At 68.2% G+C, this 14,151-nt stretch carries 11 protein-coding genes, 1 tRNA gene and 1 pseudogene; 8 read left to right on the forward strand and 5 right to left on the reverse strand.

All coding sequences use genetic code 11. The features are described 5' to 3' along the window. Both UK23_RS05165 and UK23_RS05170 read right to left on the reverse strand, forming a co-directional pair. Positions 1–182 (reverse strand): annotated as a pseudogene (locus tag UK23_RS05165) (alpha-galactosidase); the annotation flags it as partial. 20 nt (positions 183–202) lie between these two features. Then, a complete protein-coding gene (locus UK23_RS05170; protein ID WP_045310206.1) occupies positions 203–2,374 on the reverse strand; it encodes a glycosyl hydrolase family 95 catalytic domain-containing protein in 2,172 nt (723 codons plus the stop codon). A gap of 355 nt (positions 2,375–2,729) precedes the next feature. Here UK23_RS05170 and UK23_RS05175 point away from each other — a divergent pair, with 355 nt between their 5' ends. After that, positions 2,730–3,341, forward strand: coding sequence for a TetR/AcrR family transcriptional regulator (locus UK23_RS05175; RefSeq protein ID WP_231114387.1), 612 nt, complete (start codon positions 2,730–2,732; stop codon positions 3,339–3,341). On the opposite strand, the gene UK23_RS05180 is transcribed toward UK23_RS05175, so the two are convergent. Then, positions 3,338–3,559, reverse strand: coding sequence for a DUF3618 domain-containing protein (locus UK23_RS05180; protein WP_030469566.1), 222 nt, complete (start codon positions 3,557–3,559; stop codon positions 3,338–3,340). The two genes, UK23_RS05175 and UK23_RS05180, sit on opposite strands and share 4 nt — an antisense overlap. Positions 3,560–3,668: 109 nt before the next feature. On the opposite strand from UK23_RS05180, the gene UK23_RS05185 reads away from it, so the two are divergent. Continuing rightward, positions 3,669–3,742: transfer RNA gene (locus UK23_RS05185), tRNA-Leu, on the forward strand. 129 nt (positions 3,743–3,871) lie between these two features. On the opposite strand, the gene UK23_RS48275 is transcribed toward UK23_RS05185, so the two are convergent. Then, positions 3,872–6,121 (reverse strand): ATP-binding protein, encoded by a 2,250-nt coding sequence (locus UK23_RS48275; protein ID WP_156212795.1) that lies wholly within the window; start codon positions 6,119–6,121, stop codon positions 3,872–3,874. A 128-nt stretch (positions 6,122–6,249) separates the two neighbouring features. Here UK23_RS48275 and UK23_RS05195 point away from each other — a divergent pair, with 128 nt between their 5' ends. Continuing rightward, entirely contained in the window at positions 6,250–8,868 is a 2,619-nt protein-coding gene (locus UK23_RS05195) for a glycoside hydrolase family 97 catalytic domain-containing protein (protein ID WP_045310207.1), read from the forward strand. Between the two features lie 95 nt (positions 8,869–8,963). Further along, a complete protein-coding gene (locus UK23_RS05200; protein WP_052684369.1) occupies positions 8,964–9,605 on the forward strand; it encodes a DedA family protein in 642 nt (213 codons plus the stop codon). Between the two features lie 403 nt (positions 9,606–10,008). On the opposite strand, the gene UK23_RS05205 is transcribed toward UK23_RS05200, so the two are convergent. After that, positions 10,009–11,076, reverse strand: coding sequence for an NAD(P)-binding domain-containing protein (locus UK23_RS05205; protein ID WP_045310209.1), 1,068 nt, complete (start codon positions 11,074–11,076; stop codon positions 10,009–10,011). An 80-nt stretch (positions 11,077–11,156) separates the two neighbouring features. On the opposite strand from UK23_RS05205, the gene UK23_RS05210 reads away from it, so the two are divergent. From UK23_RS05210 to UK23_RS05225, 4 genes are all read left to right on the forward strand, one after another. Beyond that, positions 11,157–12,185 carry an LLM class flavin-dependent oxidoreductase gene (locus tag UK23_RS05210; protein WP_045310210.1) on the forward strand — a complete coding sequence of 343 codons (1,029 nt, stop codon included), beginning with the start codon at positions 11,157–11,159 and terminating at the stop codon, positions 12,183–12,185. 337 nt (positions 12,186–12,522) lie between these two features. Then, entirely contained in the window at positions 12,523–13,050 is a 528-nt protein-coding gene (locus tag UK23_RS05215) for a hypothetical protein (RefSeq protein WP_045310211.1), read from the forward strand. Between the two features lie 9 nt (positions 13,051–13,059). Then, positions 13,060–13,524: a thioredoxin-dependent thiol peroxidase gene (gene bcp, locus UK23_RS05220; RefSeq protein WP_045310212.1), complete on the forward strand. Its 465-nt coding sequence runs from the start codon at positions 13,060–13,062 to the stop codon at positions 13,522–13,524. Positions 13,525–13,804: 280 nt separating this feature from the next. Next, complete coding sequence (locus UK23_RS05225; RefSeq protein ID WP_045310213.1) at positions 13,805–14,143, forward strand: DMT family transporter; 339 nt, start codon at positions 13,805–13,807, stop codon at positions 14,141–14,143. Positions 14,144–14,151: the final 8 nt, after the last annotated feature.

The following is a 14,151-nucleotide window of genomic DNA, read 5'->3' on the forward strand; positions in this document are numbered from 1 at the left end:
AAGATGTCGGCGATGCCCTTGACCATCGCCTCGTTGAACTCCGCGCGGCAGGCGGTGGTGTTCCAGTTGTTGAAGCCCATCGGCGGGGTCAGGGCCAGTCCGTCCGGCAGCGCCTGTGCGGCAGGAGCTACCAGGACCGCACTGACCATTGTGGACAGCACGGCCAAGGCGAGGGTGCGCATGGGAATTCCTCTCGAGGGGGTCACGCTGGCAGACCCCAGGGCTTGCCCGGGGTCGTGATGCTGACCGGCCGAACGGCCAGGTCGGGGCGGCGGCCCCTGGGATGCACCAGGACTTCCTGTCCGCGGCGCAACGGGATCTCGAACGTCCCGTCGCCGCGGTCGTGGTACCGGACCGGGCGACCGGACGGCGTCACCACGGACACCGGACCGTCGATTCCGTGCCTCAGCACCAAAGGCTCACCCGCACGGCTGCGGACGAGCACGAACTGCGTCTTGCCACCAGAACGCCGAGCGGTCACCGAGAACCCGCCCTCGCAGGAGTGATCAGCGATCACGACGTCCGGCCACGCGGACGGCACGGCCGGGAACACCCGGACCACACCACCCCAGCTCTGGCACACGAAGTCGTGGATCGTCTGCGCACCGGACAACGGCGTCTCCACCACGGGTCCGGCCTCGGTGTACATGGTGTTCTCGAGCACCGGATATCGCTTCGTGGTGTCGAACATCTTCACGAAGTACCCGTAGGCCTCGTCACCGCGGAACATGCGCGCCGCGATCGAGCCGGACCCGGAGTAGCTGTAGCCGCGGTGCGCGGGTTCCAGCGACATCCAGTGGTGCAACGACTTCTCGATCAACGAGCGGTTCTCCTGCTGCTCCCAGTTCACCGTCATCAGCGGGAACGTGGCCAGCAGGTGCGAGAAGTGCCGGTGCGACACCGCGAACGGCACCCCAGCGCCGATCATGAACCCGTTGGCGTCCACCGGGTACGGCGTGAGGTCGCGCAGGACCTCCTGCCACTTCGGTTCCAGCGGGTCGTTGATCTTGAGCAGCTTCGCCGAGTCGATCAACGTCTGACAACCCCACCGGATCAGCTGCAGGTCGTAGTTGCAGTCCGGCGCGTCGCCGTACTCCGGCGAGGTCGTGACGTCGAGGTGCAGCTTCCCGTCGTTGCCCTTCTTCAGGAAGTGCAGGTAGTAGTTGATCGACCGGCGCAGCAACGGGAACACGACGTCGGCGAGGATCCGGACGTCCATGCTGTGCCGGTACGACAGCCAGACGTTGTGCAGCGCCCACGTGAGGTTGCCGAGCTCCTTCACCCCGGTGCCGCCCGTGCCCGGCTCGTACAGCGTCCCGGCGTTCGACGTCGACGAGTCGGTGCTCCGGCCGACGCCCGCCGAGTCGTTCCGGTACGGCTCCTTGACGTTGAGGGCCAGCTGCTCCTGGTTGTTCTTCAGGGTGCTGGTGATCGAATCGAGCTCCAGGTGGCCGGAGCCGTGGATCAGCCAGTACTCCAGCTGGACGTTGAGGTTCCACCACGCGGCGGCCCACGGCGTCTTCTCGAGCCACGGCCCGGTCGTCGCCATCACCGGACTCCCGGCACGCGATCCGGACGCCACCTTGTAGAGCTGGATCCAGTAGAACGACTGCAGCCGCTGCTCGCCGAACGACAGGAAGCTCTTCTGGTAGAAGGCGTTCCACCACTTGCGGTGCGACCGGGTCAGCAGCCCGCCGAGCACCGCGGCCTCGCGCACGGCCTTCAGCACGATCTTGTCCGCGTCCACCTCGGGATAGGTGTGCGCGACCGACAGCAACAGCCGCTGCGCCCGCCCGGTCGTGATGAGACGGAAAGCGGTTGCCGTCTGCCCACCCGCGTTCAGGGCCTGCGTCACTAGCGTCTCGCGGCCGTCCGCTTTCGTCACGGGATCGGGGTTGAACACGTACCCGTCCGGCAGCGGGTTGAAGTCCGCGCGCGGCGGAATCGCCTTGGACGGCACGAACTCCAGCACCGGCTTCTCGTCACCGGAGGCCGTGACCTGCAACGACAGCACCGAGCGGGTGGAGTGGACGTAGGCGATGAACGAGATCACGCCCAGCGACGTGGTCACGGTTCCACGCAGCTCGGCGTTCCACAGGTCCAGCCGCCAGTCGACGGCCGAAACCACTCCGGCCGCGGTCAGCTTGAGGTTGCCGACCGGGAGTCTGCACACGCCGAACTGGCTGCCGCCCGTGGTGCGGTGGTCCTGCACATCCGCGTGCTGCACGGTGAAGCGGACCGTGTTGCCCTCCGCGTACACGACGCTGCCCAGCCGGCCGTCACCGAGGAACGGCGCCTGCCCGTACTGGGTAGGAGGTTTCTGCCAAACGAGATCCTGCGCCCCGATGAACTTTTCCCAGTCCCGCTCCGACATGCCATCGCAGTCGAAAACATCCGAGGACACGGTCTCTTTCCCGGCCGCTACACCCGTCTGGGCGAACAGTACCGCTGCTGTGGTTCCACCCAGAAAACCCCGCCTACCCAAGACCATTGCCCACTCCTCGTCCGCGCATGACGAACCCTCACGTCTTGCTGCGCGGCGGTGCAGCCTGGTCCAGACAACGGGAAAGGTAGGAGTTCTGGGTCACATCGCGCAAGACCCCACTACACGCAACACGAAGCAACAACCGGGTGCTGTTGCTCCTCTGAGATGGGCAGAACGCCTAGGATGTCCCGCCAAAGGGGCGGGGAGAGTCGCACGAGCCGTGCCCTTGCTATTGGGAGGTGGCATGGCCGTGTCGACAGCGGCGTACAACGAGGGCAGGGTCCCCCAACGGGGCCGTCCTCGCGACGCCAGCCGGGACGACGCATTACGTCAGGCAGCGCTCGAGGTGATGGCAGAGGTCGGATACCGGGCCCTCACCATGGACGCCGTGGCAGCTCGCGCGAGGGCGGGCAAAGCCACGATCTACCGGCGCTGGGAGTCGAAGCTCGATCTCGTGATCGACACGTGCACCCAGCTCGCCACGCAGAACCTCGCGGCACCGGACACCGGCTCCCTGGCCGGCGACCTGCGCGAGTTCCTCTCGTCGTTCGCCGCGTTCCTCTCCGGACCGATCGGCAAGGCCGCCCAGGCACTCGTCGGCGAACTGCCGCACGAGCCCGAGCTGGCGGCGGCGTTCCGGGAGACGTTCCTGATCTCGCAGCGCGACGTACTGCGCGGAATCCTCGACCGAGCCGCCGAACGGGGCGAGCTGAAGGCCGACGCCCCGCGCGGCATGGCCGTCGAGATCGCGGGCGCGGCGTTGATCTACCGGCTGATGCTCACCGGTGACCCGCTCGACGAGCCGTTCGTGGAGAAGGTCGTCGAGCAGGTCCTCTTACCGTTGGTGCATGCCTAACGGAAGAGCTTGCGGACCAGCGCGAAGCCGACGACGGCGCCGACCGCGATCAGCGTGTACTTGACCTTGGGCTGGCTCAGCACGTCGAGCACGGACGACTTGCCCTGCTCGACGAGCTTCTGCGGGTTCGCCCGCTCGCTGAGCTCGTCCAGGGTGGCGGCCAGCGCGGTGCGAGCCTGCTCGATCTCGCGCTGGATGGTGTCGGGATCGCGGGCCACATGTCCTCCTAGCAGCGGTTCTGGGGCCAACCGTAGTGGACGGTCGGAGGCGCGGCTTCGAGCGACCCGGGAGAGCGAGTACATGAGGGGCCTATAGGCTTCCACGTGAGGGGTCGTAGCCCAATTGGCAGAGGCACTGGGTTTAGGTCCCAGCCAGTGGGGGTTCGAGTCCCCCCGACCTCACTCGATGGTGGGCTACCACTGTTCGCGGAACGCGCTCACCAGGCCATCTCGTCGTGTTTTCTGGGGGCGAAGCCCCCAGGCCCCACCCGGCGGGCTGCACCCCCGGACCCCCGCAGCCGGTCCGCCCGTTTAGCGATCCGGCCCGCGGCGAGCCTCCTGCGAGTTAGCCGCCCAGGCCGCGATCTGCTCGCGTGTCGTGAGGTCCAGCTTCTGCCGCACGCGCTGCAGGTGCGTTTCGACCATCCGCTGCGAGATTCGCAGCTCCTCACCGATGCCCACGTTGGTCTGACCAGCTGCGACCAACGCGGCGACCTGCCGCTCACGGTCGCTCAGCTCGGGAGGCTCGTCCGCCAGCGCGTAGGCGACCGCCTGCTCGCGCGTCATCTCCCTGCCCTCGGCGAGGCACATGTCCGCGCCGCGCAACGCGACCCGCGACGCCCGCACGACCTCGATGACGTCCGCGTGCCACACCAGGTCCGCCGCGAAGGCCCCTTCACGGAGGCAGGAGGCCGCACCGACGAGCCGCAACGCCCGGCGAGGGTCACCACGCCGGTACGCGATCAACGCCAGGCCCTCCAGCACGTCCGCCACCCAGAACCCCGTGTGCCACGACCGCAGCGACTCCAGGAACGACTCCGCGGCCACGGCGAGCTCATCTCGTTGCAGCGCGCGCACCCCGACCGTGTGCAGGAAGACCGACAACCTGCGCGGTGAGGCCAGACGCCGGTACACGGGCAGAACGTCGGCGATCAGTCCGTCCGCGAACTCGGCGTCGCCTGCACGCAACGCCGCCCAGGCCAGGTTGTGCTCGATGATCGCGAGGTCCAGCGGGTCCGCGATCGGGGCGAGCAGCGCGATGGCCTCTTCGTAGTACTTGCGGGCCTCGCCGTTGCGGTCCACCCGGACGTGCTCTCCGGCCAGCGCGTTCAGGGCCTGGGCGAGCAGTACCGGCTCGCCCAGCTCACGCCCGAGCGCCACGGCCTGCTCGGCCCAGCTCATGCCGTCGCCGTCCTCGGTGCCCGCGAGATAAGCCAGGTGGCACAAGGCGAGGCACCGCACCGCCGGGTCCGCCTCCGCCGTGCGCACCGCCGCGTCCAACAGCGACCGTCCCTGCGACACCTGTCCCTGGTCGCGCCACGCGACGGACAGCATCGTGGCGAGCTTCAGGTAGCTCAGGTCGGAGGTGCGCGCGGCCCAGTCGACCGCGCACCGCAGGTTGCCGCATTCGGTGATCAACGGGTCGACCACCTCGGGGGTGGTGAAGACCGTCGAGCTGAACCGCACCCACCGTTGCGCGAACCAGCGCGCGACTCCGGCCAGCACCACGTCCGACTGTTCAGCGAGTTTTTCCCTGCCGTACAACCGAACCGACTCCAGCTGCTCGAACCGGCCCGCCCCGCAGAACGTCAGCAGCGACTTGGCCACGAGCGACGACAGCAGCGACAGCACCCGGTCCGCTGGCAGGTCGCACGCCGCCACCGCCACGTCGAGCCCGAAGCCGCCGGGGAACAACGAGAGGCACCGGAACGCGTGCTGCTCGTCGGCGCCGAGGTGGTCGTAGCTCCACTCGATCGCGGCGCGCAGGCTCTGGTGACGTTCGGCGGCGGTGCGGTTGCCGCGGTTGAGCAGCTCCAGCCGGTCGTCCAGGCGCGCCAGGAGTTCCTGCACCGGCAGCACCGTCACGAGTCGTGCGGCGAGCTCTATCGCGAGCGGAAGGCGGTCCAGCCGGGCGCACAACGTCTGCAACGCCTGCTCATCGTCGAACTTCAAGCCGAGCTGGTTGGCCTGCGCGCGGTCGGCGAACAGCTCCACCGCGCACGTGATCGGCAACGGCTGCACCGCGAACAGCACCTCGCCCGGTACCCGCAGCGGTTCGCGGCTCGTCGCGATCACCCGGATTCCGGGGCAGCCGAGCAGAAGCGGCTCCAGCAGCGCCGCACACTCCGCGGCGACGTGCTCGCAGTTGTCCAGCACCAGCACCATCGTCCGGCTCGCCAGCGCGTGCACCAGGGTGCTCAGCACGGGCTCGCGGGTGACCTCGCCGATGCCCAGTGCCGTCGCGCACGCCCGCGCCACCTGGCCGGAAACCGAGGAGAGCTCGACCCATTCGGCCTCGCCGTGCGTGAACTCCTTGGCCAGCCTGGTCTTCCCGACTCCGGCCGGGCCGACGAGCGTGAGCACGCGGGCGTCCGTGAACGCCGCGAGCCGATCGAGTTCGCCGGCGCGGCCGATGAAGCTGTCCAACGCCGTCACGGGCTCGTTCGCGCGCTGCCGGTAAGCCCGCTGACGGCAGGCGTTCGAGCAGTACCGCGCGTGTCTGCGCCGGGAGGTGGCGGTCGCGGCGCCGCAGGTCGCACACGTTCCCACCTGTTCGGCCATCGAACGCATCGTAGTCAAACGATTACAGGGCGGAAAGGCCTTTCCCGACATGTTGTGGACCAATGGCCCATCAACGCGTATACATCGGATCTGTCGCCGCCGCGACCGAGGTTCTGGGAGGACTGGACATGCGGTTGATCCCCGTGCGCTGGCGCGCGGCTGGAGCACTGTTCGTCACACTGGCAGCGAGCGTCGAAACCCCTGTAGCAGCAGCAGAACCAGCGGCAACCGGCGTCTGGCCGAAGGCTGTCGTGCAGCTGTCGGACGGCGTGCCGACGCTCTCGGTGACCCGTGGCGGCACGACCGTGCTGGAGCCGAGCCCATTGGGTGTGGTGACGGAAAGAGCGGATCTTTCTGGTGGACTGAAGTTGGTCGGCCATTCCGAGCGACGCGTTTTCGCGCATTACACCGCGTCGTCGGGCAAGCAGCGGCAGCGCAACGTGTCGCACAAGGAGGAGCGCTACACGTTCTCCGGTGCGGCCCGTCTGGATCTTGTGGTGCGAACCGCGGCGGACGGTGTCGCGTACCGCTACGAACTGCCCGGTGACCTCGGCAACGTGCTGCGGGAGACGTCGGCGTTCGTGGTTCCTTCCGCCGCGACCGCGTGGATCGCGAAGTACCGGCGCGACTACGAGAACCCGTTCGTGCAGACCAACGCGGCTGCCGCGGAGTCGGCCGAGTACCTGCACCCGGCGCTGTTCGAGAACCAGGGCGTCTACTCGCTGCTCACCGAGTCCTCTGTGGACGGTCGGCACTCGGGTGCGCATCTCGTGCACACCGCCGGTTCGGGCGTCTATTCGATCAAGTACTGGGACGAGCAGGTGCTCGTCGACGGACCGTGGCAGTCGCAGTGGCGCACGGCGATCATCGGGTCGTTGGCGGACGTGTCGACGTCGACTCTGGTGGACGACCTCGCGCCTGCTTCCCGTGTGCGCGACACGTCGTGGATCGAGCCGGGCAAGGTGTTCTGGAGCTGGCTCGCGGGCGACCGGGAAGCCGGTCAGAGCCTCGCGATGCAGAAGCAGTACGTGGACTACGCGGCGCAGCACGGCTGGCCGTACGCGCTGGTCGACGCGGGCTGGTACTTCGACCCGAACTGGGACTACGACCCGTCCTGGGAGCAGACGTCGTGGATTCCTTCGCTGGTCTCCTATGCCGCCGCACGGGGCGTGAAGATCCATCTGTGGATCCACTACGACGAGCTCGACACGCCCGCTGAGAGCGCGGCCCGCCTGGCGTTGTTCGAGAAGTGGGGCATCGCGGGCGTGAAGATCGACTTCATGGACTCCGACGGCCAGGACCGCTACCGCTGGTACGACAGGATTCTCGCGGAGACCGCCCAGCACCACCTGCTGGTGAACTTCCACGGTTCGACGATCCCGCACGGACTTCAGCGCACGTGGCCGCAGGTCATGACGATGGAAGCCGTGCACGGTGGCGAGAAGTCCTCGGGTCTCACCGGGACGCACCTGACTTCGCTGCCGTTCACGCGCAACGTCGTCGGTGGCATGGACTACACGCCATTGGCCTGGCACCGTCCTTCGCGCACCACGTCCGACGCGCACGAGCTGGCGTTGACCGTGATCTACGAGTCGGGTCTCGCGAACCTCGCCGGAAAGCCCGAGGACTACGCGGCACGGCCGGTCGCCGAACGGTTCATCGACCAGGTGCCGACCGCGTGGGACGAGACGCGGCTGCTGTCCGGACGTCCTGCCGACCACTCGGTGTTCGCGCGCCGGTCGGGTGACCGGTGGTTCATCGGCGGCGGGTACTCCGGTGCCGCGCGGACGGTTTCCGTTCCTTTCTCGCTGCCTTCCGGGCGGTGGCTGGTGGAGATCACCCGCGATGGTCCCGCCGGGCTCGTGCGCGAGTCACGGACCGTGCGTTCCGGGGACGTGTTGACCTTGGACGTGGCGGCCAACGGTGGTTTCGCCGCAATCGCTTGCCGGGCTGGCTCTCGGACCTGTGAGCGGCCGGTTTCCGCGGTGCCCTCGACGTCGGTGTCCACCGCTGTCAGTGGTTTCAGGGTGACCGGGCTCTTCACGACTCGGGAGGACGTGCGGGGCGTGACGCTGGCGCCGCGCGTGCCGGCCGGGTGGTCGGTGCAGGGCGGGCCGGTGAAGGCTCGCAACGTCCGTCCTGGCCAGGCGTTGTCGGGCTCGTGGACTCTGGTGCCTCCTGCGCGGCCTTCGTCCTACGGCTACTTCGACATCCCGGTCGTCGCGTCGTTCAACGGTGGCGTGGAGTCCGAGAAGACCGCCCGCGTGCATCTGGTGAAGCCGTTGTCCGATGGCTGGTCATACGTGTCGGACCGGCCGTGGGTGTCGGCGGTGGGTGGTGACGGTCCGGTCGAGAAGGACATCACCAACGGCAACGCCGCCGCGGGTGACGGCCGGGGCATCGCGATCCGCCGCACGACGTTCGGCAAGGGCCTCGGCACGCACGCTTCGTCCGAGATCACCTACGCGCTGGGCTCCTGCTCGGCTTTCGCGGCTTCGGTCGGTGTCGACGACGAGGCCGGTCTCGACGTGGCGCGTCAGAAGGCCGGTGGCACCGTGTCGTTCCAGGTGGTCGGTGACGGCAGGGTCCTGGCCGACACCGGTGTGCTCGGCGTGCGCTCTCCTGTCCGCGACCTGGCCGTGGACGTGACCGGCGTGAGCACTCTCACCCTGCGCGTTCTCGACGGCGGCGACGGCACGCAGAACGACCACGCTTCTTGGGGCGACGCAAGGATTCGCTGCGCCTAGCGGTTTCCCGCAGGGACTGGGGTGGGGTTTTCCCCACCCCATCTCTACGGCTCACCCCGATGTCCCCCCAGCTCCCCCTCCGTAACTTGGACCCCATGAACTTGGTCGACTGGGTCACCGACCTGATGCACACGGCCGGCGCACCCGGAGCGGCGTTGGCGATCGCGCTGGAGAACCTGTTCCCGCCGCTGCCCAGCGAGGTTTTCCTGCCACTGGCCGGTTTCACCGCGGCGCAGGGCAAGATGTCGCTGTTCGACGCCATCCTGTGGACCACGTTCGGCTCAGTCGCCGGCGCCCTGCTCCTGTACTGGATCGGCGCGCTGCTGGGCCGCGACCGGGTGCGCCGCATCGCGTCCCGCATGCCGCTGGTCCGGGTGTCCGATGTGGACCGGACCGAGGCCTGGTTCCTGCGCAACGGCTATCGCGCGGTCTTCTTCGGCCGCATGATCCCGGTGTTCCGCAGCCTGATCTCGATTCCGGCCGGCATCGAGCGCATGCGATTAGCCCCGTTCCTCGCCTACACCGCCGCGGGCAGCCTGCTGTGGAACACGGCGTTGATCCTCGCGGGCTACCTGCTGGGCGACAACTGGCACCTGGTCGAGCAGTACGTCGGCCTCGCCTCGAAGGTCGTCCTGGGCCTGGCGGTCGTCGCGGTCGTGATCTTCGTGATCACGCGGCTTTCTCGGCGTCGAGGTGCTTCAGCAGCTCGCGAACAGCACTCCGACCAGCGCGGTTAGCCCCGATCACCGACGACCCCGTCACGCCCGACGCGATCACCCGAGTCCCAAAACGACGCGCCGATCGCGCTCAAAAGCCTCGCGCCAACGCCCCTCGGCAGCCCATGAACACCAGGCCCGCCCACCCCGCTCCACACGAACATCGCCCCACCCCAACACCCGCACACAACCCGATGCCCTACACCCGCGCGGGCCAAGCATTAGCTCCCGGCCGGCACTTTCTCGGCGTCGAGATGCTTCAGCAGCTCACGAACAGCGCGGTTAGCGCCGATCGTGCTGGCCGACGACCCCGTCACGCCCGACACGATCACCCGAGTCCCAAAACGACGCGCCGATCGCGGTCAAAAGCCTCGCGCCAACGCCCGCCCACAACCCGATGCCCTACACCCGCGCGGACCAAGCACTAGCTCCCGGCCGCGACCCTCTCCCCACCGAGATGCTTCAGCAACTCACGAACAGCACTCCGACCAACGCGGTTAGCCCCGATCGTGCTGGCCGACGGCCCGTACCCGACGAGGTGGATGCGCGGATCCGACACCACACGGGTGCCGTCGACCTTGATGCCACCGCCAGGCGCACGCAGGTGCAGCGGCGCGAGGTGGTCGAGGTCGTGCCGGAACCCCGTGGCCCACAGGATGATGTCGGCGTCGAAGTGCTCGCCGGACGCCCACTCGACACCGTTCGGCGTGATGCGGTCGAACATCGGCTTGCGGTCCAGCACGCCGTCCTTGATCGCGGCGCGCGTCTGGTCGTTCAACGCCAGCCCGGTCACGCTCACGACGCTGCGCGGGATCAGCCCCTTGCGGACGCGTTCGTCGACCATACCGACGACCCAGCGGCCGTAGTCCTCGGTGAACGGGCCCTCCCGCCACACCGGTTCGTGCCGCGTGACCCACCGGGTCTCCGAAGCGAAAGGAGCAAGTTCCATGAGCAGTTGCGTCGCGGAGGCCCCTCCACCCACCACCACGACCCGCCTACCCGCGAACTCCTCGGGCCCCTGGTAGTCGGCGGTGTGGACCTGGCGGCCGCGGAACGTCTCCTGGCCGGGGTAGTACGGCCAGAACGGGCGGCGCCACGTGCCGGTCGCGTTGATCAGGCCGCGCGTGGTCCAGACGCCCTTGTCGGTCTCGACCTTGAGCAGTTCGCCGTCGTCGAGCACCTGTGTGACGTTGACCGGGCGGATCACCGGGAGGTCGAAGAGCTGTTCGTACCGGGCGAAGTAGTCCGGGATGGCCTCGTTGGCGCGCTCGTCCGGCGAGGGCTGCTCGAACGGCATGCCGGGCAGCTCGTGGATGCCGTGCACGGTCCGCATCCGCAGCGAGGGCCAGCGGTGCAGCCACGCGCCGCCGGGAGCGTCGTTCGCGTCCAGCACGACGTGGTCGACCTCCCGCCGCCGCAGGAAGTAGGAGGCGGACAGGCCCGCCTGTCCCGCGCCGATCACCACCACGTCCGTCACGTACACGTCAACCACGTGCGCGCCCCGGTTCTTCTCCGCGAAACGAGTTACCCGCGTCACGGAAGAAGTCGCCAAGTATCGGTGTTGATCGATGTATGAGCCGCCTCAGTGAGATTCCGCTGTCCGTTCTCGACCTCGCTCCCATCACGTCGGGGTCGGACGCCACGACCGCGTTGCGGAACTCCAGGGAACTCGCTCAGCAGGCCGAACGGCTCGGCTACCACCGCTACTGGTTCGCCGAGCACCACAACATGCCGGGCATCGCGTCGTCGGTGCCCGCCGTGCTGATCGAGCACATCGCGTCCGCCACGTCGACCATCCGCGTCGGCTCCGGCGGCGTGATGCTGCCGAACCACCCGCCGCTGGTCGTGGCGGAGCAGTTCGGCATGCTCGAAGCGCTGCACCCCGGCCGCATCGACCTCGGCATCGGCCGCGCACCCGGCACCGACCAGAAGACGGCACGGGCGCTGCGGCGCACCGAAGCCGGCCTCTCCGCGGAGAACTTCCCGCAGGAGCTGACCGAGCTGATCAAGTACTTCGAGGGCACCGCCGAGCTCAACGCCGTGCCCGCCGCGGGCAACAAGCCGCCGATCTGGCTGCTCGGCTCGTCCGGCTACAGCGCGCAGGCCGCGGGTCTGCTGGGGCTGCCGTTCGCGTTCGCCCACCACTTCAGCGCGCAGAACACGCTGCCGGCGCTGGAGCTGTACCGGAAGCACTTCCGCCCGTCGGAGGTCCTCCAGGAGCCGTACGCGATGGTCTGCGCGTCGGTGATCGTGGCGGACAACGACGAGCACGCGCGGTACATCGCCGGTCCGGGCGCGCTGTCGTTCGTGCGGCTGCGCCAGGGCAAGCCGGCGCCGCTGTCCACGCCCGAGGAGGCCGCGGACTACCCGTACACCGAGATCGACGAGCTGGTGATCGAGGACCGCATGTCCACCCAGATCATCGGATCCCCCTCAACGGTCCGCGCGGGACTCGACGAGTTGATGGAGTCGACGGCCGCCGACGAGCTGATGGTGACGACGATCGTCCACGGCCACGAAGACCGCCTCTGTTCCTTCGAACTGCTCAGCGAGGTGGCCGAACGGACGCCGTCGCTGGGCCGTTCAGCCGCACATACGTGAGTCGTTCACGCCTGACCTTCACGTTTTGTACGACTGACGCTGCTCTGAACGGGTGATAAACGGCTCCGCTTGTAGCGCCAGACACACTGTGGGCGATGATCGGTGTGAGCGCGCACGCCCCCCGACGCGCTCCCTAGCTTCACCAAGCGGCCGCCGCCGCAGGACGACGTGGGGCAGGCGCACTGTGTGGCGCCGCCCACGTCGCCCATCACGAGACGGCCACGGCCCGGCACCAGGTGCGCTTCAAGGCCCCTTTTCGGTCCCCACCACCCCTTCGGCACCGTCACAGTTGACGGGAGTCGTTCACACCCACCGCCGGGGTGGGAAAGGGGAGTTCGTGAAGTTCGCCAAATCGGCCTCGGGCCTGTGCCTGCTGCTGGCCGTGGCGGGATGTGCGGGCCCCGGTGTCGCCGTCACCCCGAACGAGAACCTGACAGTCGAACAGCGAGCCGAGACGCCGAGCGCGTCCGGTGCCGCCGCCTTCGGCTCCCAGCGCGTGTGGGCCTCTGGCCTGTCCGTCGTCGTGTCCGCCCCGCGCTCGCTGGCCCCGTCGGCAACAGCCATCCCACCGGCCAAGCGCACGGCGGTCTTCACGATCACCGTCTACAACGGCTCCAAGACCTCGTACCGCCCGTCCCAGCTGTCCGTGCGCGCCACGACCGACGACTCCCCGGCTGCCGAGCTGGTCGACTCGGTCCAGGGCCTCAACGGCCTCGCCGGCGCGGTGGCAGAGCTTCCACCGGGCCGCGACACCCAGATCCAGGTGGCGTTCGCGGTGTCCGAGCTGCCCGTGCAGATGCGGCTGACCATCCAGCCGGGTGGCCAGGGCCAGGACGTGGCGACCGTTTTCGAAGGCCAGGCCTAGTCTGCAGGCATGACTCGTCTCGAACCCGGAGACACCGCGCCCGCCTTCACGCTGCCCGACAGCGAGGGCAAGCCGGTATCCCTGTCCGACTACCTCGGCAAGTCCGTGGTCGTGTACTTCTACCCGGCCGCGAGCACGCCGGGCTGCACCAAGCAGGCCTGCGACTTCCGCGACAACCTGGGCGTCCTCGCCGAGTCCGGCTACGAGGTCGTCGGCATCTCGCCCGACAAGCAGGAGAAGCTGGCCAAGTTCCGCACTTCGGAAGGTCTCAACTTCCCGCTCCTCGGCGACCCGGACAAGACCGTTCTGGTCGAGTGGGGCGCGTACGGCGAGAAGCAGAACTACGGCCGCACCGTCCAGGGCGTCATCCGCTCGACGTTCCTCGTCGGCCCCGACGGCAAAATCGTCAAGGCCATGTACAACGTCCGCGCCACCGGCCACGTCGCCAAGCTGCTCCGCGAACTCCCTGCCTGACTTCTTTCGGGGGCCGCCGTCGCATTGACTTGCGTCGGCGGCCCCTTCTTCGGGTATGGTCGAGGTGAGGGCGTGCAACAAATGCCGCCCCTTGTTCCGGTGAGGGTGATACACCGTGTGTCGCTTGACGGCACCTCGCGGTCCCGACATCCCGTCTGATTTCGTCTTGCGCGTCCACTTCCCGACGCGAGGCGGTTGACCTGGGCTGATCAGCCCCGTCGTCCGTTCGTAGTCAAACACGTGCGTTTCGCGTACGTGCATTTCGTGCTGGGAAAATTCAATGCTCAAGTGGATATTGCTGACCGTCGCCGTGGGCGCGGAGGTTTTCGCGACCCTTTGTCTCAAATACTCGGACGGCTTCACGAAACCATGGCCGGTAGCCGGCCTGGGTTTCGGCTTCCTCACCGCGCTCTACCTGGAGTCGGTGGTGATCCGGATGGGAGTCCCCGTCGCCATCACCTACGCGATCTGGGCAGGCGCGGGCATCGCACTGGTGGCGATCACCAGCCGCGTGCTCTTCGCCGACCCGCTGAACCTCGCGATGCTGGGCGGCATGGCCCTGATCGCGGCCGGCGTCTGCGTCGTGTCCGTGGCCTCACACGCCCACGCCACCGTTTAACCTCGTTT

It is taken from the genome of Lentzea aerocolonigenes (genome assembly GCF_000955955.1).
GTDB lineage: Bacteria > Actinomycetota > Actinomycetes > Mycobacteriales > Pseudonocardiaceae > Lentzea > Lentzea aerocolonigenes_A.

Coding starts and splice junctions, on each gene's coding strand:
- UK23_RS05195 (WP_045310207.1), top strand. CDS start 6,250: ATGCGGTTGATCCCCGTGCGCTGGCGCGCGGCTGGAGCACTGTTCGTC.
- UK23_RS05170 (WP_045310206.1), bottom strand. CDS start 2,374: ATGTCGGAGCGGGACTGGGAAAAGTTCATCGGGGCGCAGGATCTCGTT.
- UK23_RS05210 (WP_045310210.1), top strand. CDS start 11,157: ATGAGCCGCCTCAGTGAGATTCCGCTGTCCGTTCTCGACCTCGCTCCC.
- bcp (WP_045310212.1), top strand. CDS start 13,060: ATGACTCGTCTCGAACCCGGAGACACCGCGCCCGCCTTCACGCTGCCC.
- UK23_RS05225 (WP_045310213.1), top strand. CDS start 13,805: ATGCTCAAGTGGATATTGCTGACCGTCGCCGTGGGCGCGGAGGTTTTC.
- UK23_RS48275 (WP_156212795.1), bottom strand. CDS start 6,121: ATGGCCGAACAGGTGGGAACGTGTGCGACCTGCGGCGCCGCGACCGCC.
- UK23_RS05200 (WP_052684369.1), top strand. CDS start 8,964: ATGAACTTGGTCGACTGGGTCACCGACCTGATGCACACGGCCGGCGCA.
- UK23_RS05175 (WP_231114387.1), top strand. CDS start 2,730: ATGGCCGTGTCGACAGCGGCGTACAACGAGGGCAGGGTCCCCCAACGG.